This window comes from Streptomyces sp. MUM 2J (assembly GCF_022414535.1).
Taxonomy (GTDB): Bacteria; Actinomycetota; Actinomycetes; order Streptomycetales; family Streptomycetaceae; genus Streptomyces.
The window spans coordinates 15,369-40,333 of record NZ_JADWYM010000047.1; the positions used below are offsets into that span (position 1 = coordinate 15,369).

The 24,965-nt window shown below is 68.8% G+C and carries 18 protein-coding genes; 6 read left to right on the forward strand and 12 right to left on the reverse strand.

Features of this window, described 5'->3' with window-relative positions:
- Window positions 1-283: 283 nt before the first annotated feature.
- From rfbD to I3F54_RS27625, 4 genes are all read right to left on the reverse strand, one after another.
- Window positions 284-1,159, reverse strand: a complete 876-nt coding sequence (gene rfbD, locus I3F54_RS27610; protein ID WP_240121640.1) for a dTDP-4-dehydrorhamnose reductase — start codon at window positions 1,157-1,159, stop codon at window positions 284-286.
- Window positions 1,156-2,214: a dTDP-glucose 4,6-dehydratase gene (gene rfbB / locus I3F54_RS27615; RefSeq protein WP_240121641.1), complete on the reverse strand. Its 1,059-nt coding sequence runs from the start codon at window positions 2,212-2,214 to the stop codon at window positions 1,156-1,158. The genes rfbD and rfbB overlap by 4 nt, the downstream gene beginning before the upstream one ends.
- A complete protein-coding gene (locus I3F54_RS27620) occupies window positions 2,211-3,278 on the reverse strand; it encodes a glucose-1-phosphate thymidylyltransferase (RefSeq protein WP_240121642.1) in 1,068 nt (355 codons plus the stop codon). The genes rfbB and I3F54_RS27620 overlap by 4 nt, the downstream gene beginning before the upstream one ends.
- Window positions 3,279-3,938: 660 nt before the next feature.
- On the reverse strand, window positions 3,939-7,214 hold the full coding sequence (locus I3F54_RS27625; RefSeq protein ID WP_240121643.1) for a ferritin-like domain-containing protein: 3,276 nt from the start codon (window positions 7,212-7,214) through the stop codon (window positions 3,939-3,941).
- Window positions 7,215-7,517: 303 nt separating this feature from the next.
- Between I3F54_RS27625 and I3F54_RS27630 the strand changes: the two genes are divergently transcribed.
- Window positions 7,518-8,120, forward strand: a complete 603-nt coding sequence (locus I3F54_RS27630) for a dTDP-4-dehydrorhamnose 3,5-epimerase family protein (protein WP_240121644.1) — start codon at window positions 7,518-7,520, stop codon at window positions 8,118-8,120.
- A gap of 130 nt (window positions 8,121-8,250) precedes the next feature.
- Here the strand turns inward: I3F54_RS27630 and I3F54_RS27635 are convergent, their stop codons facing one another.
- From I3F54_RS27635 to I3F54_RS27660, 7 genes are all read right to left on the reverse strand, one after another.
- Window positions 8,251-8,463 carry a ferredoxin gene (locus I3F54_RS27635; protein ID WP_240121645.1) on the reverse strand — a complete coding sequence of 71 codons (213 nt, stop codon included), beginning with the start codon at window positions 8,461-8,463 and terminating at the stop codon, window positions 8,251-8,253.
- Window positions 8,460-8,588, reverse strand: a complete 129-nt coding sequence (locus tag I3F54_RS32210) for a hypothetical protein (protein WP_275676914.1) — start codon at window positions 8,586-8,588, stop codon at window positions 8,460-8,462. Before I3F54_RS32210 ends, I3F54_RS27635 begins: the two co-directional genes overlap by 4 nt.
- 86 nt (window positions 8,589-8,674) lie before the next feature.
- Window positions 8,675-9,538 (reverse strand): methyltransferase domain-containing protein, encoded by an 864-nt coding sequence (locus I3F54_RS27640; protein ID WP_240121646.1) that lies wholly within the window; start codon window positions 9,536-9,538, stop codon window positions 8,675-8,677.
- A gap of 319 nt (window positions 9,539-9,857) precedes the next feature.
- Window positions 9,858-10,031, reverse strand: coding sequence for a hypothetical protein (locus I3F54_RS27645; protein WP_240121647.1), 174 nt, complete (start codon window positions 10,029-10,031; stop codon window positions 9,858-9,860).
- 33 nt (window positions 10,032-10,064) lie between these two features.
- The gene (locus tag I3F54_RS27650) at window positions 10,065-11,552 is read right to left on the reverse strand and encodes a cytochrome P450 (RefSeq protein WP_240121648.1); all 1,488 of its coding nucleotides are present in this window, start codon (window positions 11,550-11,552) and stop codon (window positions 10,065-10,067) included.
- Between the two features lie 353 nt (window positions 11,553-11,905).
- Window positions 11,906-13,165: a cytochrome P450 gene (locus I3F54_RS27655; RefSeq protein ID WP_240121649.1), complete on the reverse strand. Its 1,260-nt coding sequence runs from the start codon at window positions 13,163-13,165 to the stop codon at window positions 11,906-11,908.
- Window positions 13,162-14,481, reverse strand: a complete 1,320-nt coding sequence (locus I3F54_RS27660) for a glycosyltransferase (protein ID WP_240121650.1) — start codon at window positions 14,479-14,481, stop codon at window positions 13,162-13,164. The genes I3F54_RS27655 and I3F54_RS27660 overlap by 4 nt, the downstream gene beginning before the upstream one ends.
- Window positions 14,482-14,999: 518 nt before the next feature.
- Between I3F54_RS27660 and I3F54_RS27665 the strand changes: the two genes are divergently transcribed.
- From I3F54_RS27665 to I3F54_RS27685, 5 genes are read left to right on the forward strand one after another with little or no spacing between them, the layout of a single operon-like run.
- Entirely contained in the window at window positions 15,000-16,595 is a 1,596-nt protein-coding gene (locus I3F54_RS27665; RefSeq protein WP_275676915.1) for an FAD-dependent monooxygenase, read from the forward strand.
- 41 nt (window positions 16,596-16,636) lie between these two features.
- A complete protein-coding gene (locus I3F54_RS27670; protein ID WP_240121651.1) occupies window positions 16,637-18,145 on the forward strand; it encodes an NAD(P)/FAD-dependent oxidoreductase in 1,509 nt (502 codons plus the stop codon).
- On the forward strand, window positions 18,142-19,749 hold the full coding sequence (locus I3F54_RS27675) for an FAD-dependent monooxygenase (RefSeq protein ID WP_308374011.1): 1,608 nt from the start codon (window positions 18,142-18,144) through the stop codon (window positions 19,747-19,749). The genes I3F54_RS27670 and I3F54_RS27675 overlap by 4 nt, the downstream gene beginning before the upstream one ends.
- Window positions 19,746-21,050 (forward strand): cytochrome P450, encoded by a 1,305-nt coding sequence (locus I3F54_RS27680; RefSeq protein WP_240121652.1) that lies wholly within the window; start codon window positions 19,746-19,748, stop codon window positions 21,048-21,050. The genes I3F54_RS27675 and I3F54_RS27680 overlap by 4 nt, the downstream gene beginning before the upstream one ends.
- Window positions 21,037-21,186, forward strand: coding sequence for a hypothetical protein (locus tag I3F54_RS27685; protein WP_240121653.1), 150 nt, complete (start codon window positions 21,037-21,039; stop codon window positions 21,184-21,186). The genes I3F54_RS27680 and I3F54_RS27685 overlap by 14 nt, the downstream gene beginning before the upstream one ends.
- 38 nt (window positions 21,187-21,224) lie before the next feature.
- On the opposite strand, the gene I3F54_RS27690 is transcribed toward I3F54_RS27685, so the two are convergent.
- Window positions 21,225-23,699 (reverse strand): LuxR family transcriptional regulator, encoded by a 2,475-nt coding sequence (locus I3F54_RS27690; protein ID WP_240121654.1) that lies wholly within the window; start codon window positions 23,697-23,699, stop codon window positions 21,225-21,227.
- Window positions 23,700-24,965 lie beyond the last annotated feature (1,266 nt).

A 24,965-nucleotide genomic window follows, 5' to 3' on the forward strand; every position in this document is an offset into this window, starting at 1 on the left:
CCGGGCGGCGGCAGCAGCCGGGGGTGGTGCAGAGCCTTGTTCGGCATGAACACTCCGGTGATCATCGCTGCCCAGACGCTGGAGTATCCGGGGCACCGGGAACTCGACGAGCAGACGCGCGAGCTGTTCCTGGCCGGCAACGCCCGTCGCGTCTTCGCCCCGTAGACCTGCCAGGAAATACCGGAACCGGCTACGGGTGAGGACCGAACGCCCCGGGGCCTGGACCCGGCCAACCTTCCCGGTCTGTGGCGCCCCTCCGACTTGGTCGGCGTCGACGAGTCGGCTATGCCCTCTTCAGGCTGTCGAGTGCTTCCCGCAACGCCTGGTGCCAGTCCCGGATGGGGGGGAGACGGGCGTCCGCCCAGCGGCCATGCCCGAGGACGCTGTACGTGGGACGCGGCGCCGGCCGGTCAAGCGACGCCCCGGTGATGGGACGAACCCGGGCCGGGTCGGCATTCAGCAGACGGAAGACCTCCCGCGCCAGCCCGTACCATGTCGTCGAGCCGCTGTTCGTGCCGTGGTATATCCCCGCGGGAGCCGTACCGGCTGCTGCCGCCCGGCCGAGCCGGATCAGACGGTCGGCGAGATCCACGGTCCACGTCGGCTGTCCGTGCTGGTCGTCCACCACCTCGACCGTGTCATCGTCGGACTCGCGTCCGATCATCGTGCGGACGAAGTTGGACCCGCTTCGGCCGTACAGCCACGCGGTCCGCACGACGTAACCGCGACCCGGCAGGAGCGAGCGGACTGCCTGCTCCCCATCGAGTTTGGTGCGCCCGTAGACGCTGCTGGGGCCCGTGGAGTCGTCCTCTGCGTAGGGGGTCGTGGCTTCACCCGGGAAGACGTAGTCCGTGGACACCTGCAGCAGCACACCACCGTGCCGGGCGCACGCCTCGGCGAGATGACGGGGGCCGATGCCGTTGACACGCAGGGCTTCGTCCGCATGGTCCTCGGCGTCGTCCACAGCCGTCCATGCGGCGCAGTTGACGACGACGGCAGGGCGGTACCTCTCCACAGCGGCGAACACCGCCTCGCGATCGGTGATGTCGAGGGTGGTGCGGGCCGTGCCCACCGCTTGCTCTCCGCCGCGGCCAAGACGGTCCATCAGGTCCTGACCCAGCATGCCGCGGGCCCCGGTCACCAGCCAGTCGCCGTTCATGCCCGGGTCCTCCTTCGCCCATGCTCGTTCCCGGCGCCCGCCACGAGGCCTGCCCGGTCCGGCAGGAGGAGGCGTTCAGCGAGCGGTTCCCACCAGGCGCGGTGGTCGCGGTACCACTGGACCGTCTGGGCCAGCCCGACCGTGAAGTCCTTGCAGGGCGCATATCCCAGCTCCTCGCGGATCTTGGTGCAGTCCACCGAGTAGCGCCGGTCGTGCCCCTTGCGGTCGGCGACGTATTCGACGTTCTCCTCCCACGGGATGCCGAGGGCGTCCAGCAGGAGCCCGGTCAGTTCTACGTTGGACAGTTCGGTGCCTCCGCCGATGTTGTATACCTCGCCTGGCCGGCCCTTGGCCCGGACCAGCTCGATGCCCCGGACGTGGTCGTCGACGTGCAACCAGTCGCGTACGTTGCGCCCGTCGCCGTACAACGGGACCTTCCTGCCGTCCAGCAGGTGTGTGATGAACAGCGGGATGAGCTTTTCCGGGAACTGGTGGTGCCCGTAGTTATTGGAGCAGCGGGTCACCCGGACGTCCAACCCGTACGTGCGGTGGTAGGACAGGGCGACCAGTTCGCTGGAGGCTTTGGACGCCGCATAGGGCGAGTTGGGTCGCAGGGGCTCCGTCTCCGTCCACGAGCCTTCGTCGATCGAGCCGTACACCTCGTCCGTGGAGACGTGGACGAACGTCCCGGTACCGGCCCGGTGCGCGGCGTCGACCAGCGTGTGCGTGCCGACGACGTTCGCCCGGACGAACTCGGCGCTGCCGTCGATCGAGCGGTCCACGTGGGTCTCGGCAGCGCAATGAACCACTTGGTCGTGCTCGGCCATCAGCTCGTCGACCAATGGGGCGTCACATATGTCGCCCCGCACGAAGGAGAAGCCCGGGTGCTCGCGCACCGGATCGAGATTGGCCGGGTTGCCCGCGTACGTGAGCGTGTCGAGGACGGTCACCCGTACGTCCTCGGTCGCGTCCGACCCCTCGGCTCCGAGCACGGTTCGCGCATAGTGCGAACCGATGAACCCGGCACCGCCGGTGACGAGGATCCGTGTGGTCATGACGAGATCTGCACCTTGCTGTGATCGCCGAGTACGAGACGGTGTGAAGCGGGGGAGCGGGGGGCGGGAGTGACCTCGACGCTGCGGCCGATCAAGGATGACTCGATGCGCCGAACCCCGGTCACCGAGGAGCCGGGGAGCACGATCGAGTACTCGATCTCGCTGTCCTCGACGCGGCAGTCCTCCGAGACGGAAGTGAACGGACCGACGTAGGAATCGCGCACAACGGTGTTCGCGCCGATCACCGCAGGGCCGACGATCCGGCTGCCGGTCACCTCCGCCCCCTCCTCGATCCGCACTTTGCCGATGATCTGGCTGGCCTCGTCGATCGTGCCCCGCACCGCGCCGTCCAGGTGCTCCAGCACCAGTCGGTTGACCTCCAGCATGTCCGTCACGTTGCCGGTGTCCTTCCAGTAACCGGAGATGACAGTGGACCGGACGTCCCTGCCGTGGTCGATCAACCATTGGATGGCGTGGGTGATCTCCAACTCGCCTCGCCAAGAGGGCCTGGTGGCCCGTACAGCCTCGTGGATGGCCGACCCGAAGACGTAGACGCCGACCAGGGCCAGGTCATTGCGGGGTTCACTCGGCTTCTCCTCCAGGCGCACCACCCGTCCGGAGGCGTCGAGTTCCGCGACGCCGAACGCGGAGGGGTCGGACACCCGGGTGAGTATGATCTGCGCGTCCACCGGACGCGAGCGGAATTCGTCCACCAGGCCGGTGATGCCGCCGAGGATGAAGTTGTCGCCGAGGTACATCACGAAGTCGTCGTCGCCGAGGACGTCGCGGGCGATGAGGACCGCGTGCGCCAGCCCCAAGGGGGCGTCCTGCCGGATGTACGTGACGGTGAGGCCGTGCTTCGAACCGTCGCCGACAGCTGCCTGGATCTCGTCCGCGGTGTCGCCGACGACGATTCCGACCTCGGTGATACCGGCCTCGGCGATCGCTTCGAGACCGTAGAGGAGGATCGGCTTGTTGGCGACCGGTACCAGTTGCTTGGCCGAGGTGTGGGTGATGGGGCGCAATCGCGTGCCTGACCCGCCGGCCAGTACGAGAGCCTTCACGGCCTACCGGCCCCCTGCTGGCGCGCCGGCAGGGGGCTGAGCCGACGACACCGCCCGAGGTGTCGCGGGTTGGCACACCACCCGCGTTTCCCGTCCCGCGAAGGGAACGCGTCCGACGGACGCTGGTCGAGAGGGTCCGGCATCTCCGGCGTGCAGTCACCGCCGGCGTGCGCGGTGCGCTTGGAGAACACGGGGGCTTGCGATAGCACATCAGCGGTCATCACCACTGCTCCGATCTGAATCTCTGTGTCCGATGCACCGGGGAGGTTGGAGGGGCAGGCGGGGCAATCAGAGGAGGGCCATCGTGCCCGGACGGCGTGTCAGCTGGAGGCCACGAGGGTCCCCATCAGTTCGTCGGCGCGGGCGGACGTGTCGTACTCCCCGTGTCCGGCCTGGAGTCCACGGTCGGCGGTGCCTGGCGCGGCTCGTTCAGGACCTCGTCCACGGTGCCGGTTCGTAGCCCTTCACAGCATGCGCCGGCGGCGTCGCACGTGGGAGGTGAGGGTTCGGAACCCGTCCGAATGTGCGGGTTGAGGGGACGGTTCTCCACCCGCCTGCGGTGCGGGGCCAACCGGCCGTCCCCGAGGCGGCGCCGGCCGATCCCGAGTGGTGGGAGACCGCTCCGATCGGCTGACGTGTCCGGCGTTCGCTCCGACGCGGTCAGCCACCGGCGGCGCGGAAGCGGTCCGCCCAGAAGGCGCTGACCTCAGCCACTTGTGTCGGAATCAGGGGGTTGTCACGGCAGGCCGCGGCGAGGTGGTCGAAGCGCAGTGCGATGCCGCGTCGCGCCACGTCCGGGTGAGGGACGCAGGCAGGCTGGGAGTCCAGCTCGAACGATGGTCCGGCAGTCCTACCGCGGCGGCCCGAGGGCAGGGTCACCAGGAGTTCTGCCAGCGGACGCATGACGCCCGCCATCACGTCGATGGCGCAGTTCATCAGGTCGGACCTGCGAAGGCTTTGGTCCGGACCCTCGCCGAAGTGCTGAGCCATCAACTGCAGCGTCAGGAAGTAGCCACGGTTGAACAACCGCATCACCGCGCGGGCATCGGTATCGGTGACGGTCTGCAGAGCATGGTTCCCCTGGCGGAGCGTGGGGTTGCGCACCACCGGGTACGCGGGACTCCATCGTCGGCGGCGCGAGCCACCCGGTCTGGCGCTGGTCTCGGTCGCCAGCGCGTCGGCGATCCGCAGGAACGCGCTGTGGTGCGAGTCCTCCTCGTGCCCCTCGGCCAGCACACCGCCCTCCCCCTGCTCGCGAATCACGTCAACGGCGAACAGCGCGCTGCGCAGGTCGTCCACCTGAAGCTGGTAGTCGGGGTGCCGGCGGTTGATCGACTCGCGCAGGAAGAGGTGGTGCTCACCGCCTCCGCTGCCGCGGTCGACGAGGAAGAGGTCCGGGACGCGCTGCAGTCCTTCCCGGATGTTTCCGTACAACTCGCTGATCGAGCCGTAGCCCACCCCCGCACGAGCGGCCGGCACCGGCGCCAGGCCGCCGCGACGTACCTCGCCCACGAGGTCGTCCGGCTGCTCGATCACGAGGAACCGCTCGATACTGGCCCGGTCCAGTGCCTCCAGGCAGAAGTCCAGTGGCACGCTCAACTCGCCGTTGAGCGTCCCGAAGTCGATGACCGGGATGAAGAAGGGCTCACCGATCGCCGTGAGGATGTTGTTGGCGAGCAGGAAGTGGATCATCTCCTCGCGGGCGACCGCGAGGAGCGTTCCCCGGAACCCGCCGTCCGTCGTCTTGCCGCCGTCCCCGCAGACGAGCCGGAGCTGCTCCGGTGTCCACAGTTCCTGCCGCACGTACTCCAGGGCAGTACCGTGGGTGGGAACGGAGTATGCCGCGTACAAATACTGCAGCATCACGGCCAGTTCGAGGGTGACCGCCTGGCGCAACGCGGTGACCAGTTCGCCCCGGCTGTCCATTCCCCCGCCCGGCCGGTGGGACGACGGTAGGACCCGCGTCACTTCGTGCGGTTGCTGTTGGGTCCGCAGGAAATCCAGCAGCAAGGCCGACTGGGGGTGGGTCAGGTCACGGGTGGGCGGCATGTAGTATGTTTTACCCTTGTTGTGCGGGTCACACATCTGCCAGATCAGCTGGGCGTACGTCTCCGCCCGGCACTGGTCCGCCAGCGCGAAGACCTCCGTCTTCATGAACGAGTACACCTGCTCGTAGTAGGCGAAGACTTCCGCGTAGATGTGCTGGAACGTCACGTCCCGGTGCTGCGCGTCGGCCAGATGCCAGTCGTCGGGCAGCACGCGCAGCGAGAGGTGCCCGGCGCCGGGCCAGAACCCGAGGGCGTCGTCGTGGTCGTAACCGATGGCGGCAGAGCCGGTCTGCTCGGGGTCGCAGGGCAGGTCGTCCGGGCCGGTGGACAGCAGGACGCGGGCGGTGCCAGCGCGCGCTCCGCGGAGGGTCAGCCACCCGCGGCCCGCGGGGCCGGTGTCGATGACGCAGGTATCCGACCAGGTACCGGGCTTCCCGAGCCGGCCCGGGCGCAGACGTGCGACCGAGACGTCGCCGCACCGCGCCCCGGCGGAGCGCGCGGCCTCGTCGCGGGGAAGGGCCGCGGGGTTGAAGAACTGCCTGACCACGATCCGCTGGACGGGCGCAGGACGCCCCCGTACGTAGGACCGGACCGCGACCTCGACGTCGTGGTCGCGGTCGTCGGGGCCGCGGGGGTGTTCCACGATGAGGCTCGCCTCGTCGGTCTGGACATTGATCTCCCGCTCGCGCAGCCACGGCTCCCCGCTGCGGTGGCCCGCGGAGACCAGGCAGAGCGCCTCCGCACGCATGGCCTCGGCCCCGGTCTCACCTGGCACCATGACGATGCCGCTGGTCAGGTGGTAGCCCTTGTCGAGGTACGCCTCCCTGGGCAACCGGGCCACCAGCCGCCCGGTGCCGGCGGTGCGCAGCTCCAGGTCGCCGAGGTCGACCAGCGCGGGTGGTTCGCAGGGGTCGTCACGGCGCAGCGAGGGCACAGCGGTGATCATGTTGAAGATGGCGTGCCCGCCTGTCAGGTCGACGGTCATGGTGTGCGGGCTGTCCGCCCGCACACCCCCGTCGACCCGGTGCGGTACGAGCAGCCGCCCCGCTGGGTAGGTCGCGAGCTCGTCCGGTCGCCAGGGAGCGATCGTCCCGCGGATGTGCCACCGGCCGGGGCGGTCGGGTGCCTGCGGCGGCGCCATGTCGCTCAGCGCGAACTGGACGACGAGACCGGAGCACGCGTCCGACGCCACGACATCGCGCAGCCGCCGTACGGCGGGTGAGGCGTCCGCCTGGTCGTACCACGTCAGGTCGTCGTCCGCGGACATCACGAACTGGTGCACGACGGAGCGGCGCAGCCGCTTCGCCAGGGCATGCTCCTCGAACGCCCGGACGTGCCGGAAGTTGTGCCAGCGCGGGGGGTGGAAGCCGTGAACCGAACCGCTGGCCATGTAGCCGGTGTCGTGGGAGCGCCCGTCCCGGCCGAAGCAGGACTGACCGACCATGAGTGTCGTCGTCCATTCCGAGGCGGGGTCCACGTCGAACACCCGCGCCCGGTTGACCGTGCTGGCGAGGTATTCGTTGTAGTGCCCCCACATGTCGACGAACCGCCCGGTCACCGGATCGCTGACGTCGACGCGTCCGGGACTGGTCTCCACACTGATGATGCGCGCGTCGACCGAGAAGTGGCCGCTGCCCGCGAAGTTCTCCCCCCGGGCTGCGCTGAACGGCCCGTCCGGTGTGATGCGGCCCTGTGCGTCGAACCTCGGGCCGAGCCGGTCCAGGTAGTCGTGGTACTCGGTGGGTGGTCGGTCGACCGGGAACGGCCGACCGTCGGCCGTGAGCGCCGTGTTGGTCGCCAGATCGACCAGGCCGCTGTGCGGACCGGTGGGGAGATGGGTTGTCGCTGTTCCGCGGAAGTGCAACCGCGGCAGTTCGAAGACGCTCACGCTCGGCAGCTCCCTGGGTTCGTCCGTCCGCGGACGTGCGCCTTGGCAACGATGGGCACGCGGCCCTGTGTCAGTCGGGACCGCCATGCCGCCCATTCTTCGAGAGCTCCTGCGCGCTCCGCATCCCCCAGTGGGCGTCCGCCGTGGGGGGCGGCGACTGCGTGAGCGGTCCACCGGGCGTGCCGCAGACCACTGCACCCCGCACGAACGCACGGGTCTCGAGGAACCGGCCGGCCGGCTGTGCCGGGGGAGGCAGCATTGACGGCAGGGCCCGGTCAGGCGGGCAGGACCACCGGAGGAATCATGGAAGCATGCAAGCTCGCCGTCGAGGGAGCCCTCGAGTTCCGCGCTTCCGCGTTCGTCGACGAGCGGGGCCTGTTCGTCACGACCTTCCAGGAAGCAGTGTTCGCAGCGGCCCGTGGCGGGCCGCTGTTCACCGTCGCGCAGACCAACCACAGCGTGTCCCGTCGTGGAGTGATCCGGGGGATCCACTACACGGCGGTCCCGCCCGGCGCCGCGAAGTACGTGTACTGCGCGGCCGGCGAGGCACTGGACATCGTGGTCGACCTCAGGATCGGATCGCCTACCTTCGGCTGCTGGCAGGCGGTGGCGATGAACCGGCGAGAGTTCCGGGCCGTCTACATCCCCTGCGGAGTGGGCCACGCATTCATCGCACTGCGTGATGAAACCGTCATATCTTACATGCTGTCCACAAGCTACGTGCCTGAGGCCGAGCGTGCCATCTCCGTCTTCGATCCCGAGTTGGGACTGTCGTTTCCCGCGGACATCGAGCCCGTGATGTCCGAGCGGGACAGTGCCGCGATCACGCTGGCCGAGGCACGCGAACGGGGACTGCTGCCCGACTACGAACGATGCAGGGAGCTTGAGGGGCCCACGCTCGGCTGAACCGGTATCGCACCGTCCGGCCGCGTTCGCCTTCTTCGGGCGCCTCCGAACAGCGGCCGCAAGGTACCGGCCGCGACGGCTGACGCTGTCTCCGCCGTGGCCGCGAGTGGTTTCCGGGTCAACGGGATGGTCACTCCTCCAGGCCCAGGGCGTGAGCCGGGCAGCTGGCCACGGCCTGCCGAAGGCTCGTGAGGTGCTGTACGCCCGGCGTGGCGTCGAGGAGGACGACGAGGCCGGTGTCCTCCGACTGGTCGAACACCGCAGGAGCCGTCACCGCGCACAGACCTGCTCCGATGCACGCATCGCGCTTCACCTGCACGCGCGGCGCCTTCTCCTGAGTCACCAGGCCACCTCCAGATACTCGGGGTCGTTGGCGAAGCCGGTCCCGCGCATGTCGGCAGGAGTCACCGGCTCAACCGGGAGGAAGAGGGGGAAGCGCCGGGGCCGGGCCGGCAAGAGGGCCTTCACCTTTCGCCCTCCTCGTGGCGGACGCCGCCGACGCGTCTGCGCCCGCCGCTGCCCGGCGGCGGGCCGCATTCGGCGCCGACGGGCACTCAGTCGTGCTGCTTTGCGGTCCGTGCCAGGACGTACGCCACCGGAAAACCGAAGGTCACCCGGCCCTCGCTGTCTGCTTCCCGGGTCGCTTCGTCGATGAGTTCCTGCTCCAGGGACGCCCTGCGCTCCCCCGGCACGGCGTCCCATACGGCGCGCATGCCGTGCTGCTGGGTCCAGCGGACGACTCCTTCCGGGGAGTTCCCGACGACGCGCACCTCTTCGCGGTGCTCCTCTATATCGACGAACCCCTCCTTCTCCAGCATCCCCGGGATGCTGGACAGGTCGAGAAGGTTGCCCTCGACGAGTCTGGCGAGCATCGGGTGACTGGCCATGACGGCGGACGGGATCTCCGCAGCGAGCCGGCCGATGTCGACCGGACCCGTGCGCCAGGCCCCTGTCTGGTTGCGGGTGTCCGGGGCGGTGAACGCGAGACGTCCGCCCGGTCGAAGGAGCGTGCGGTAGTTGCCGAATGCCGTGGGCAGGTCCGGCATCATCACGATGCTCATACTGCCGGTGATCGCGTCGAAGTCACCGGGCGGGAAGTGGGGGTTCGTGCCGTCCATCTGCAGCACGTTGATGGTGCCGAGCCCGGAGGACGTCACGTCGGCCGCGATCGCATCAATCATCCCCTGTGACAGGTCGATGCCGACCACCGACCCGCTGGCTCCAACCGCTTCAGCAAGCGGAAACGTCACGGCTCCGCGTCCGCACCCGACATCGAGCACCCTGGCTCCCGGCTGGACGCCGAGATGCTCGATCAACCGCAGGGCAAGCGGCCTGAAAAAGACGACTCCCTCGGTGTCGTACTTGTCTGCGACCTTGTCGAAGACGCCGTCGAACACGCCCTTTTGTGATTCAGTCATCAGTATCTCCTTGTTCTCGCTGCGAGGGACACGTTCTTGATCACCACTCGAGAGGGATGGTCATGGGACGGCGCAGAAGGCTGTCCCGCTGCAACTCAGTTCCTCCCACGGCACCGCCATGCGGATCCGGGGAAGTGCGCGATCAGGACACCCGGAGCTTCTTGCGGCACAACGCGGGCGAGCGGTGCCCTGATTGAGTGTGTTCGTCATGTGCCTGCGTGAGCGCGTGCGTGCTACCCGTCCACACGGATGGTCAAGCACGGGGTGGCCTGGGCGGCGGTGGTCCGTGGCGCTCCCTCGTCGAAGCCGGCCGGCGTGCTCAGTCGCGGGCGCCGACCGCCTGCCGGGCGGACTCGCAGGTCAGGACGAGGCGGACCTCCTTGCCTGCTGCGTCAGGGTCCGAACCACCGGGGCATTCGCTCGATGCCACCGCGGCCGGGTCGTGTTCATCGGCTTCGGCCAGCGCGAACAGGCAGAGGGGAAGCTCGGTCATCCTCAGTACCCTTCGGTGACGCCCGCAGGCCCATCACCATTCGACGGGAAGGATCCGCGGCCCGCGCTGCAGACCGCCCTCCTTCCACTCCACTTCCGCAGGCGGCACCGCCAGTCGAAGCGTCGGAACACGCTGGGTCAGCTGCAGCAGTGCCGTTTGCAGCTCGAGTCGCGCCAGCGGAGCCCCTAGACAGAAGTGTGGACCTGCTCCGAACGACATGTGCTTGACCGCGTCAGACCGACCGAGGTCCAGGTCGTTCGGGCACGTGTACAACCCAGGGTCGCGATTGGCCACATGATGGAGCACCGCGACCGTCTCACCGGCACGTATCGTTTGTCCGCCCAGATCGACATCCTCCACAGCCACCCGCACGGGCAGCCCCGACGGGGACAGCAGCAGGAAGCGCAGCAGTTCCTCGACCGCATTGGGGATCAGCTCGGGGCACCCGACCAGCCGGACGTACTCCTCCCGGCGTGTCAGCAGGAGCAGGAGAGAGTTCGACAGCTGCTTGAGCGTGGTGTCGTGGCCGGCACCCAGCATGAGGAAGAGGTTCTTGACCAACTGGTCCTCGGTCAGGCGGTCGCCCTGCTCGGAGACGCCGATGAGTTCGGTGGTGAGGTCGTCGCCGGGTTCGCGTCGCTTGCGCTCGACGAGTTGCTGCATGTAGCGCTGAAGGTTGCCGATGCCTTCGGCGATCTCCTCGCGGGTGAATCCGGTGTCGCCGAGCATCCGGTCGGTCCACTCCATGAACTGGTCCCGGTCGTCATACGGCACGCCGAGGAGCTGGCAGATCACGGTGACCGGCAGGGGGGCGGTGACGTACTCAACCAGGTCGAGAGGCGGTCCCTTCCTCTCCATCGCGTCGAGCAGTTCGCCGACCAAGTCTGCTATCCACGGGCGCATCCGTTCCACCATGCGCGGTGTGAACGCCTTGGCGAACAGGCGCCGCACGTGCGCGTGCTCCTCGCCGTCCATGCTGATCAGCAGATCGGGCACCGCGTTGCCGATCTGGCGGCCGTCCGGATCTACTGCCGCCCGTCTGCTGAAACGGGGGTCGGTGACAACCTGGCGTGCGACGTCGTTGCTCAGGGCGACCCAGATTTCAGTGCCGTCCCGCGTCCGCGCGCGCGCCACCGGGGCGCGGTCCAGCATCTCGACGCCGAGAGTGTCCGTGTCGAGCGCGCCCGACTCGACGAAGGGGAATTCAGGGAGAGAAGGTATCCGTGTCATATTCGTCTTTTCGTCAGAGAAAGAGCGCCGACTCTGCGAACGTCCCCCATGCGGGGATCCCACGCTCGGTGTTGACACTCCCTTCTTGATGAACGCGATGTGGTGCTGCATGTGGACGCCCCAGACGGTCCGGTCGGTGACGGTGGGCTCGTACTCGGCATCCGGCACGGGCTGCAGGTGGATGAGGCCGTCGGGCAGGGAATTCGCGAACCTGGCTGGGTGGTAGGGGAGTTGAGGCTGCTGCTGTCGATCCAGCCCGGCCAGTGGGAGACGGCCCACGCCCTCGATCACGAAGGGCCGCCGGCCCGCAGGTTCGGGAACAGAGCGGTGAATGACGTGAGGACGTGGTGCTTCAGGAGGATGCCGCCGCCGATGACGTTGTCCAACGGCCCGAAGGCCACCGCAAGGGAGGCGAGGAACCCGGTGCCGTCCTGGGCGCCGTGCAGCGCCCTGGCCTGTTGCGGAGCGTACAGATGTTCCGCTGGACCGGCACCTTGTCGTCCGGTCCGGAGAGCACGCGCGTCGGTCCGGCCACTTCGGTGAGCACGATGCCGGCGATCCGCGCCGCTCCACACGGCGCGGTGGCGGCGTACTTCGTCGGGTCGGGTTGCACCGTGATGGCGAGTACGGATGCGATCGATGTCTCAGTCACGTGCCTCGGACCTTCCGTGAGCAGGGGAGGACGAGCAGGCGGCGTCGAGTACGACGGGCAGATGACTGATGCGCCGAGTCATCCATTCGGACTGCCACTGCACCTCGGTGGTCTCGCTCAGCCGGGCTTCAGGGAAACGAGCCAGGAAGGCGTTCAGAGCGATCCTCGCCTCCAGCCGGGCCATCGGCGCTCCCAGGCAGTAGTGGTGCCCCAAGCCGAAGCTGATGTGGTTGCGGGCTTCGCCCGGGCTGAACTCCGATGCGGATTGCCCGTGCGGGCAGCGGTTCGCTGCCGCCACGTTGATCTGCACAGGGGCGCCCTGGGGGATGAGATAGCCGCCAAGACCGATGTCCTCTGTAGCGAAGCGCCAAGTGGCATGCGGAAAGGGCGGGTGAATGCGCAGAGTCTCCTCGATCCACGCACCGATCTCCGCCTCGGTGCGCGGGCGGGAGCCGACGGGTGCGCGCAACGCCTCCATGATCGCTGAGGAGATCAGGCTGGCTGTCGACTCGTATCCGGCCATCACCAGGCCTACCGTCCACGTCACGACCTCGTTGGGGGTGATCGCCTCGTCACCGTCGACGGCTTCGAGCAGCCCGGTGATCAGTCCGTCGTCCAGCGAGCACGGATCACCGGCCCATTCGGCCACCGCCCGGGCAAGCGTGGCGACACCACCCACCCGCACGGGCTGGTGCGGTGAATAGATGATGTCGTCGGTGGCCCGGCGTAGCGCGGCGTGCATCTGTGACCGCAAACCGAGCATCTCGCAGAAGAAGCCCAGGGGAAGCGGATAGGTGTAGCGCTCGACCAGGTTCACCTCGCCGTCCGCGGTGACCTCGGCGGCGAGCTCGTCCAGCAGCTTCTCCGCGAGGGCGGAAAGCCGCTCACCCCACCTCGCCACATTGCGCGGGGTGAAGACCTGTGTGTGGAGCCGCCTGATTCTGGTGTGCTCAGGTCCCTCGCTCATCACCATGGTGCGGGCCACTTCGGCGCGCGGTTGCGAGCCGAGCATGACGCCCGGGACCCGCATCCACTCGGGCATGAGCTCGATGTCCTTGCTCAGTCTTCGGTCGGTCAGGGCGGCACGGGCGAGATCGATGTCGCAGACCGACCAGGCCGTCCCGCCGTAGTAGTCGACCTTGACGATCGGCGCCGCTCGCCCTGCTGCCGCCAGGCTCGGCATGCAGTCGACGGAGACCGGAACGGTCGGCATGTCGACGCATGGCGCGTCCAGCAGCTTTTCGGCCTTCACAACTCGCCTCCAGTGGGTGGAATTGCCGACCCGAAGTCGGGTGAGGTGTCGATCAGTTCTTCGATCAGCTCGGCAGCCCGTCGTGGCCCGTCGTGGCCCAGGTGCTCCTCCCGTAGACGTGCCGCAGCCTCGCGGTAGCGGGACTCGGAGAGGACGGCACCGACCGCACCCCGAATACGCTTTGAGGTGGGGGGCCGACGACCGAGCGTGATTCCCGCGCCCGTCCACTTCACGCGAGCGGCCACATCGGCCTTCTCCTCGCTCGCCCCTGCGACGACGAGCGGCACACCGGCCGCGAGCGCTGCGTTGACACCGTTGAAACCGCCGTTCGTCACCATCACGTCGATGTGCGGCAGAAGCCAGTGGTAGGGCACGAACCGTTCCACCCGCGTGTTGTCCGGCAGTGACCCCGTGGTAGCGGTGTCCAGCTGATGGTTGCCCGTTGTCACCACGACGAGCATCGGCATGTCCGCCAATGCCCGGATGGTCGGCACGAGAAGCCGTTCCACGTCATTGGCGACCGTGCCCTGGGTGACGAGCACGGCCTTCCGCCCGTGGCCGAGCTCGTCCTTCCAGGCAGGCGGCCGGAAGGCGGTGTCCGGCGGCGCCAGACCGAGCGGGCCCACGAAGTGGGTGCCTTTGAGGAGATCGCAGCGGGGAAACTCGAACGCCTCGATGGTACCGACGAGATACATGTCGGGCCTGCGCGCGATGTTCTCCATGGCGTGAGCGTCCATCCTACGAAGTCCCGCTTCGGCCCGCACGGTGTCAGCGTGCTTGCGCAGCGAACGTAGCGTCAGGTGATCCCCGGTCAGCGCGAGCAGCCGGTTGCGAAGCCGGCCGAGCCGTGACGAGGACGGTGCGAGGCCGTAGCCCAGCGGAGCCGTGTCACGGCTGCCGAGGATGTAGACGGAGTTGCCTATCCAGACCTGCGAGATCCCCGTGTACTCACTGGCGAAGCACGCGCCGTAGCACATGTCGTCAGAGACGATCACGTCGGCCGGGAATCGGGAAAGGACCGTGAGGAGGTCCTTCATCTGGCCCACGGCATTGCCGTAGAAGACGTCCTGCATACCCGCCCGGAAGTTGGCCAGTCCGGTCAGCCCCGCATGATGCGGAAAGGCTTCCTCCTTGCTCAGGCCGCCGAAGTCGTAGGCGGTCCGCATCAGCTCGGGCACGGCACCGGTCGAGGCCACCTTGTCGTGGTAGGCCCGGCCGGTGTACCAGCGCACCTTGTGTCCGCGTCGGGTGAGGTGCCGCGCGACGAGGAGCAGCGGGTTGACGTGGCCGTCGGCCGGGGTGGTTGCGATCAGCACGTGTGCCACGGTCGCCTTCCGTCATCTCTCGTGTCGCTTGTCCGTAGGGCGGACTCACCCGCCGAGCAGCATGCTGCGGTCGTGGAGAGCGGCGTAGGAAGGGCTGAGCCCAAGGACCGTCAAGCTTGGTGTCGTCAGCCGGTCCGAACGCTGTCGCCTGCGGCCAGAAACCACTCAATCTGGTGGTGCCCCGTGGGATGTGGGGCGTGAGAGGCGTCCGTAACGATCGGTGGGGCCGCTTCATGGTGACTTCTGCGGGTTGCGGTGGGCGGGACCCTCGACTGGCTCAGTGGTGTGATCGGTGTGCAGTTGCCGGCGTGACACCACGCATAGGAGCGGACGGGCGTCTCTCGGCCGCCCGCTCCGAGGTGCAGGGCGGGCCGATCGGGGAGGCTGCCCGGCCGGTCGCTCGACCGGCGGCCGGACCGGCTCCGCCGTTCGATCAGGGGATGTGCACCCTGGGCCCGCTCTCAATACTGGGGCGGCGACGGAGCGCCCTGCGAAGAGATCGAGACCGAATGAACCACACCGATGATGCGGACGTTTTGATCGTGGGCGGGGGGCCGGCGGGAATGGTGACGGCCCTCGAACTAGGCTGGCGGGGAGTTGACTTCATCCTCGTGGATGCGGGCGGCCCCTGCTCCGCACCACCGACCGTGAGCACTCTGGGTCCGCGGTCCATGGAAATCTTCCGGCGCCACGGTCTCGCGGACGCGATCCGCACGGTGGGGCTGGCCCGGGACCACCCGCTCGACATCGCCTGGGTGTCGCTCGTTGGCGGCCACGAGCTGCTGCGCCTGCGTCGCGGCACCCCCGCTGTGCGTCCCCCCTTCGCTCACACACCGGAACCGGACGCGGTCTGTCCGCAGGACCGGCTGATGCCCCTGTTGGCCCGGGCCGTCGGTGTGCATCCGCACGGGCCGCTCCGCGTGCACTGCCGCATGGAAGGATTCCGCCTGGACGGGGACGGGGTCACCGCCGCGGTCCGTGACCTCGGCAGCGGGCAGGTATCCACCGTTCGCGCACGCTTTCTCGTGGCGTGCGACGGCACGTCCTCCGCGGTACGCGCCGTCTGCCGGGTGGCGGCACCAGCCCGTTGCGGCACACGGCGCCTACGGCACATCTTCTTCCGCGCCCCCGAACTCAAAGCCCTTCTCGGCGAACGCATGGCGCTCTGCTACGTGCTGATGGGCTCGCTGGCCTCGCGCTTCCACGTCCGCGCGATGGACGGCCGTGGTCTGTACCGGCTGACGACGGACACGGACGACGGCCCACGCGAATCCGCCGATGCGAGGGCGCTGGTCCGCGGCGTACTTGCCGTGGACACGCCGTTCGAGGTGGTGGCCGACCGCCGCTGGACACTGCGCCCCTTCGTCGCCGACCGGTTCCGAGCCGCGGAGCGGGTCTTCCTAGTCGGAGACGCGGCGCACACCCTCCCCCCTGCGGGCGGGTTCGGCGTGAACACCGGTATCTGCGGGGCCGCGGACGTCGCCTGGAAACTCGCGGCCGAACTCAAGGGCTGGGCCGGACCTCAGTTGCTGGACAGTTACGGCATCGAGCGGTCCGCCGTCGCCCTCGAAGCCCTCCAGGAGGCCGACGCCCACCTGCTGCGGACACTGGTCCGTGCCCCCGACCCGGCGGGGGCACCGGCGGCCTGGGCTGCCACGGCCGAACTGCTGGCGCGTGAGGGGGCGGTGCGGGAATTCGACGCGCCCGAGGTGCACCTCGGGTTCCGCTACACGTCCCCGCTCATCGTCCCCGACCGGCCTGAGCGCCCGGAGACCGTCGGGCCCCGACGCCCTGGCCCCAGGGCGGCGCCCGGTTGCCGTGCCCCGCACGCGTGGTTGAGTCCGGGTACCTCCACGCTCGATCTCTTCGGCCGGACGTTCTCCCTGCTGTGCTTCGCGCGCCCGGAGGGACGGGACGAGTTCGAGCGTGCGTTCGCTGCCCACCACGTCCCGTTGCGCATCACCGTGTGCGCCGATCCGGAGATCGCCAGGCTCTATGAACGCGCTTTCGTGCTTGTCCGGCCGGACGGGCACGTGGCCTGGCGGGGCGACACATGGCCGGCCGACGCAAGCACGCTCGCAGCGAAGGTCCGAGGCGCCTGCTGACGGTCCCGGACGCGCGAACACCGAGAGACAAGGAAGAAGCAATGTGGCAGAGTCCTTCTCACCGGCACAACCGGACCTCAGGCGAACGCAAGCGCGTCACCGTCTTGGGCGCGGGCATTGCCGGGCTCGTGGCCGCCTACGAGCTCGAGCGCCTCGGGCAGTGCGACGTCGAGATCCTGGAAGGAAGCCGGGACGTCGGTGGCCGGATCCGGACGCACCGGTTTCTCCCCCAGGAACAAGGCAGCCCCTTGGCGGAGCTGGGCGCCATGCGCATTCCCGTCACGCACCAACGGACGCTGAACTACATCGCCAAGCTTGGCCTGCTCGACCGTGTCCGGGAGTTTCGGACCTTGTACTCCGACGACGGCGCCTACATAGCCGTAGCGGGCGGACATACTCGGGTCCGGGACGTTCCCGACCACCTGGTACGCGAGTTCGGCCGAAGGCTGGGCGAGCACACGTACACGGAGCGCACCCTGTTGTTCGGGGCGTGGCTGAAGGCGAGCATGGACGCCATCGCGCCCCGGGAATTCCGCGCGGGCCTCGATGACGTCCTCAGCACGGCGCTACTGGACGCCGTCGAGCGCATCGATCTCGGCCCCTATCTGTGCGGGACGAAGAGGAACCGGTTCGAACTCCACTCGGTCTTCGCCGACCACCCGCACCTGCGTGACGCCTGCGGCGCGTCGGCACACCGGTTCCTCGACGACGTCCTCAATGAGACGAGCGGCACCCTAGTGCGGCTGCAGGGCGGCATGGACACCCTTGCGAGGGCGCTGGCCGCCAGGATCCAGGGCCCGGTCCGGCTCGGCCACGAGGTGCGAGGCATCGAGGTACGCGACGACGGCGTCGCCGTACATGTCCACAACGGCGTCCAGACCGTGGAGTGGAACTGCGACCACGTGCTCTGCACCCTTCCACTGACGGTGCTTCGCCATATGCCGCTGACCGGTTTCGACGAGGACAAACTGGACACTATACGGAACACCGAGTACTGGCCCGCGACGAAGATCGCGTTCCACTGCCGGGAACCCTTCTGGGAGGCGGACGGCATCGCCAGCGGTGCCTCCTACACCGGTGGTGTAGCCCGGCAGACGTACTACCTGCCGGAGGAAGGCGACCCGGCGCTGGGTGCCGTGCTGCTGGCGAGCTACACGATAGGCGCGGACGCGCAGGCACTCAGCGCGATGGGCGACGGGGACCGGGCCGCCGAGGTGCTCGCCGACGTCTCCGCGATGCACCCACAGCTGTGCCGTCCCGGAATGGTGCTGGGCACTGTGGAGCAGGTGTGGGGCGAGGACAGGTGGAGCCGTGGCGCGGCCACCGTGCGATGGCGCCAGAACCAGGAAGAGCAGGAGACCCAGCGCCAGGCGGCCGCCCGTCCCCAAGGTCGCCTGTTCTTCGCGGGTGAGCACTGCTCGACGATGCCCGCGTGGATCGAAGGTGCCATCGAGTCCGCCGTCGACGCGGTCCACGAGATCTGCTGGTACGAGGTTCCGGCTCGGCCCGCGGATGCGCCTGCCCTGTGTGAGGAGGGCAAGTCCGCGTGAGCAGGTACGAGACGGACGTCCTGATCGTGGGCGGAGGACCGGTCGGCATGGCCTTGGCGCTGGACCTGCGCTCACGGGGCGTGGACTGCGTCCTTGCCGAGGCCACGGACGGCTCGGTCGCCCACTCCAAGGTGAGCACCATCGGCCCGCGCTCTATGGAGCTGTTCCGGCTCTGGGGAATCGCCCCCCGGATCCGCACCGCCGGCTGGCCCGACGACCACTTGCTCGACGTGACCTGGGCGACACAAGTCGGTGGACACGAAGTCCTGCGCGTGTCGCGCGGAACCGCCGGGGACCGCCCCCCCTCTGCTCACTCACCGGAGCACGAGCGAATCTGCCCAGCGCACTGGCTGAACCCATTGCTGATGGAAGCCCTGGGCACCCACCCCGACGGCCCCCTCTGGATCCACCACCGGGTGCGGGAGTGGACGCAGACCGATGACCACGTCTCGGTCATGGTGGACGACCTCGCCCGGGGCACCACCCACACGGTCAGGACCCGTTATTTGATCGCCTGCGACGGTGCCTCCTCGCCGGTGCGCAAGGCCTGTGGCATCGACGCGCCCGACCGGTACGCCCCCCAGGTGTTCCGCAATATCCTCTTCCGTGCACCGCGGCTGCGTGCGGACCTGGAGGCACGCGGGCACCGGCCCGCCATGGTCCACTTCCTTCTCATCCCCCCAGCGATGCGATACCCGATGCGAGCGCTGGATGGCGACGGACTCTACAACCTGGTCGTGGGCGGCGAGGAGGCCTCCGGGAACGCCGAGAGCGCGCCCGATTTACTCGCGCGCGCGATCGCCTTTCCGACCCCGGTGGAGATCGTGTCCGACGGCAAGTGGTATCTGACCCAACGCGTCGCCGACCGGTACCGGGCAGGCCGGGTGTTCCTCGCCGGGGACGCGGCCCACACACTGTCGCCCTCGGGCGGCTTCGGCCTCAACACCGGTATCGCCGACGCCGCGGACCTGGGCTGGAAGCTCGACGCGGAGCTGGCCGGGTGGGCGGGCCCGGGGCTGCTCGACTCCTACGACATCGAACGCCGCCCGATCGCCCTGCGGAACCTGGAGGAGGCCAACACCAACCTGACGCGTACGGCCCGAAGGGAACTGCCCGCCGAGCTGGACGCCGAGACCCCGGTTGGCCGCCGGGCCCGCGCGACGCTCGCCGAGGCCATGGAACGCGAGGGCGCAGCCCGCGAGTTCGACGCGCCGGACGTGCACCTCAGCTTCCGCTACCGCTCGCCGCTCATCGCCAAGGAGACCAGGGACGACGCGTCGCGGTGGCCCGAGGCCGCGGCGCCGGGCCGCCGTGCCCCGCACGTCTGGCTGGGTCCGCAGACCTCAACGCTGGACCTGTTCGGCACGGGCTTTCGACTGCTCGCCCTCGGCCGCGCCGACGGCAGGGAGAAGATCGAACGGGCGTTCGTCGACCGAGGTGTCCCCTTCAGCACGACGACCCTCGAGCATCCCGAGGCCACCGAGGCGTATGGCTCCCGCCTGGTGCTCGTGCGCCCCGACGGGCATGTGGCCTGGCGGGGAGACGCTCCCCCCTCCTCGCCCGAGAACCTCGCTGACCTGGTCCGAGGGGCGGTGCACCCGTGACCTCCCCGGTCCTCCCGCCCTTCGACATCTCCGGCTGGACGCCGCAGGACACGGCCGACCCGTATCCGGTGTACCGACGCTACCGCGAGTACGACCCGGTCCACCTGGGCACCACCTCCGACAGCGGCATCAGCACCTGGTATATCTTCAGCCACGAGGACGTCACGGCTGTCCTGTCGAGCCAGTACTTCCTGCGAGCCCCGGCGTCCGCGCAGGGCGTAGCGCCGCGTGCGCCGGTCCCGATCCCCGAGGAGTACCGGGCACTGCGCCAACTGGCGTCCAACTGGCTTGTCTTCATGGACCCACCGCGCCATACCCGGCTGCGTGGCGTGCTCTCCGCCGCGTTCTCCCCGCGCGTCGTACGCCGGCTGGGGCCCGCCGTCGCCGCCGTCGCCGACGGACTCCTGGACGGGATGGGTGCCAGGCCTGTCGTCGACTTCGTGGAGGAGTTCGCCGCGCCCTTCCCGATCCTGGTCGTCTCCGAACTCCTCGGAGCGCCCGCATGGGACCACCGTTGGTTGCGCGCCCGCGCCCTCGACATCCAGCACGCCAGCTCTGCACGTGTCGGCGGTGCACGTGACGCGTACCAGAGGGCGGAGGTGGCCGCACGGCTGCTCACCGACTACTTCAGGGACCTGATCGGGCAGCGGCGTGTACGGCCCGTCGAGGATCTGGTCTCCCTGCTGGTGCACACCCCCGACGGGCTGACCGAACCACAGATCGTGGGCACCTGCGTTCACCTGCTCACGGCCGGGCACGAAACGACGACGAACCTGCTCGGCAAGTCATTGCTGGCCCTGCTCGCCCGGCCCGCTCTCGCCGACGAACTGCGCGCGGACCCCGGCCTGCTGCCCGGTGCGGTCGAGGAACTCGTCCGCCATGACGCCCCGGTGCAGATGGTGACGCGCTGGGCGCACCGGGACGAGAAGGTCGGCGGGCGCACCATACACCGTGGCGACAAGGCTGTCCTCGTCCTTGGTTCGGCCAACCGCGACCCCCGCAGGTTCCCCGAACCCGACGAGATATGGCCGCGCAGGGAGACCGGCCGCCACGCCGGATTTGGCATCGGCATCCACTACTGCCTGGGCGCGCCCCTCTCCCGGCTGGAGGCTACGACCGGGATCCGCGGGTTCTTGAAGCTGCTGCCCGCGATGACCATGGCTGACGAACCGGTCCGCTACGCACCCGATATGGTCTTCCACGGGCCCGAGCGGATCATGCTGCGCCTGGGCGACCGCCCGGTCGCCGACGTACCGGGCCCGCAGACGGCGATGGAGAGCGGCGCCGATGAACGTGCTTGAGGAAATCCTGGCGGGGGTGCGGGAGGGCCTGGCCGAGCGGGTTGCTCGGACACCGCTCGAAGACCTGTGGGGCAGCTCACTGATGACCGAGGCGAACTGGCCCGCCACCGTGCGGTTGCTCAGGACGGCCCCTTGATTCGGGGCGGCAGCCGGGGGACTGCCGCCCCGTGGTCCCTACCGTGTCCCCGAGTGGATCCAGCGCGTGAGCTCCACCCGCGAGTGGATTCGAAGTTTGCGGTAGATCTGCCGCAGATGGAAGGCGATCGTATGCGGTGAGACGTACATCGCTTTTGCCACCTGTCTATTGGTCAGGCCGTCCGCCACCAACTCGGCCACTTTGCGTTCGGTTTCCGTCAACCTGGTCCCCTCGGTATGCGGGCAGGTGGAGCGCTTCCAGTGACGCCTCACCACACCGAGGTCCCTCAAACGGTGGCGGATCCGTGCCGCGTCACGTTGAGCGCCAATCGCCCGGTAGCCGGCGCCCGCCTCGTCCAGATGGCGAATGGCCTGGTCCCGGTCGCTCCGTGTGAGCAGGGTGCCCGTGTCCTCGGTCGCGGACGCGCGCGCCCACAGGTCCCGGTGCAGCGCGACCGCGGATTCCAGCGCGCCAACGTTCCCCTCGCACACCCCACGCACGTGGGCGGCTGCCGCAGTGATGCTTGTGACCTCGGCGTTCGCCTTGGCGAGCCGCTGCATCGCGTCTGACACGGCCATGGCCCGCTCCGGCGCGTCCGTCTTGATGTGGGCACGCGCAAGCCATGCGGCAGCAGCCGGTTCTTCGATCAGCAATACCAGGCGGGACGCCTCGTCGCCGTCGACCGTGTCCAGCGCTCCGAGCAGGGCTTCCCGGTCGCCAAACGCCGCCGCGATCTGTGCTTCCAGCCAAGCGCCGGCCGCGGACCACCGCCACGGCGATGAGGCCCCCACGGCCCGCAGCCGCTCCTGGTACTCGGCCAGGCGTGCCGAGGCGCCCCGCCACAAGGAGAGCGTGCCGACGACGGTGAGCGCGTACCGGGACAACGGTGAGTCCGTGCCGGTGTTCGCGAGCACCGCCTCCGCTTCGGCAAGGGCGTCGTCGTAGTTTCCCTCGCCGAGTGCCAACCGGGCGCCGAGGATCCGCACGATGCCGTCGGCGCGCCAGGCGGAGGCCTGAGGCAACTCGGCGAGAGCCGAACGGGCTTCCGCGGGCTGCCGCAGATTCACATGGAACCCGAAGAGCACGGCACGGGCGTCCACGTGGAACCCGGAACCGGCGTAGTCGCACCGCAGGGCGTCGCGGCAGCTGCGCAGCGCCTGCGTCACCTGTCCCCGCCGCCACTGCTCGATGGCCCGGACAACCAGGTCACCGCCTGAACGCGGTCCGTGCACTGCCACGGACGCGGCCGAATCCCGGGTGTCGTCCGGCGCCGTCGCGGGCTTCGCCTGCAGAGCGGCACCGAAGTGCTCGGAGGCAACCAACTCGCCGCGCAGATCCTCCGGAACACCGGGTTCGGCGAGCACACTGCGGGCAGTGTCAGAACCTTCCTGCGGACGGCCGCTCAGCGTCTGGGCGATTGACAGCCAGTACCGGATCCTTGCCTGCGCCGTCGGGTTCGGCCGCTGCGGTGGTGCTTGCGACGTCAGCTCGACGGCACGGTTGGGGAGACCCAAGCGGACGTAGGCCTCCATGGTGATGCTCAGGAGCAGTGGTCGGACTTCGTCCTCGGGTGAGACGAGCTCTAGGCCGAGTGTCGCGAACTTGAGCGCGTCCCGCGGCGAGTTGCTCGCGATCTCTCCGGCCGCGCGAGCCATGACGGCCACCGCCTGTGGGTCGCCCTGCTGTGCGCCGACCGCCAGGTGCCGCGCGGCCAAGAGCGCCGGAGCGCCTCGTCGCAACAGCATGTCTGCTGCCTGACGGTGCAGGGCCTTCCTGATGTTGATGGGTAGCGCCTGGAGCAACGCCCGACGGACGGGCTCGTGACGGAAGGCGACCATCTCGCTGTCGGCGGACAGGACGCGTGCGTTCGACGCCTCGACGAAGGCGTCCACCAGGGACACGACGGGCACCTCCAGGAGATGCGCGACGTCCTCAGCGTTGTTCTCCCGGCCCAGTACGGCGGCGGCCACCAGCATCTCGCGCGTCTGCTCCCCTAGGGGAAGGACCGTGTCCGACACCAAGTCGAGAAGACACCGAGGGAGTTCGTCCGAGGCGAACTCGACCAGCTTTCCCTCCGCGGTTATCCGGCCGTCCCGGATGAGACCGTGCACGAGCCTCATGAACGTCGCCGGTACGCCGTCGGCGCAGGCCAGTAAGGACATCAGTGCCTCGCATGGAACCGTGCCCACTACGTCTTCCACCGCTTTGCACACGGCTTGTTCGGGCAGGCGGTCCAGGCTCACGTCGAGCGTGTTCGCAGCGCCACGGCGGAATGATTCCCCGTTGGGGACTCCGTTGTCCGAGTAGCAGGTCAGCACGTGCAACTGCGGTCGGGAGTCCGGCAACGCGACCGCACCCGACGCCGAGAGGAACGCGGGGTCCCATGCGTTCGCATCGTCCAGGGTGATCAGCAGCGGTCGCCCACTGATGTGGTTCGCCGGAGCTCCTGGCAGGTGCAGTGGCCGATGATCCCGTCCGGTGCGAAGCACATCGAAGCCCAAACGGGCGGCCATTCTCTCCACCTCGAGCAGCAACCTGGTCTTGCCGATGCCACGGGGACCGCGGATGCGTATCTCGCCACTCGTTCGTGACAGGGCGACGCGCTGAAGGATCTTGGACAGGCGTGCTACTTCGTGTTCGCGACCGCGGAGCGGCAAGTCTGACGCGAAGTGCGCCAGTGCGTGGGGCCCTGCGGTCCTCAGCGCGTCGGCATCAGCGGAGGAGAGCCGTCGGGACGACGTCAGTGGCATGAGGTTCCCCCCGATGCTGTAGGTATCGAGGCACGAGTACACAAGCGGTGATCGCTGTCCTGCAGTGCCGTGCCCGTCGGCGCCCCAAGACGCTCCGCACCCGGTGAACCTGCTGTTCGGGTGATGCCGGGCGTAACTGCCGCCTTCCACGGGAGTGCCGGTGGCGTGACCGCTTGCGCAGGGCGGTACTCGGCAGCGATGTCGCTGCACCGCACCATCCGGCACGCTGCGGCCCGACGGGCCATGTCTGCGAGTTCGCGGTTCTCGGCCCAGAAGTCGGTGTGGGTGGTGAGCGCATCGGACCCGGCGAAAGACCGGTGTGAGCCTTGGGGGCTGCGCGCGGCCATGGAGAGGCCGGAGGCGGTGGTCGAGGCCGCTGCGTCCTTCCTGTCCGCTGCCGTGCGAGTTCGGTCGTCGGCTTGCCCGATGTGGGCCGGGACTTCGGACGGGACAGGCCGCGCGGCGTGGATGTGCGGACCCGGTGCGGTGTACCAATCTGGGAGTTTCTTCTGGTGACGCCCTCCTGACGCGATGGGTCTCTTCCTGCATGCCGGGCCGCGTCCGTTGGCTTCGGCCACGGTCTGGAACCGTGCCTGTCCCGCGGTCACCGTGAGCGCCGTCGTGGCACTGGTCGCGGGCATGGACCGTACGGTCGGAACACTTGCCGCGGCCGAGCCGGACAAGGTGATGTGCGCCATTTCGTCTCTCCCACCCAAATAGGACGGTAACTCAAAATGATCACGGAGGAACGGAAGTAGTGACACGGCTACGGCAGAGGGGGTGCGGTTCTTCCCGGCACACGCACCCTCGGGCAGCCTGTACGGCGTCGGCGGCGCCCTTCATTGTGTCCGCTCAATGTCGTCACCGGGCCGGATGGCGTTCTCCTGGGCATCCAGGAATACCCCTCATGCTTGGGTGTTGCATCGATGGATCTTCCCATCTCCTGATTGGATATTTTCCGGCATATCCCAGATTCTGTGCTACCTTGACGGGGAAACTCCCGATGTCCCTGACGCAACCGCCTTCACC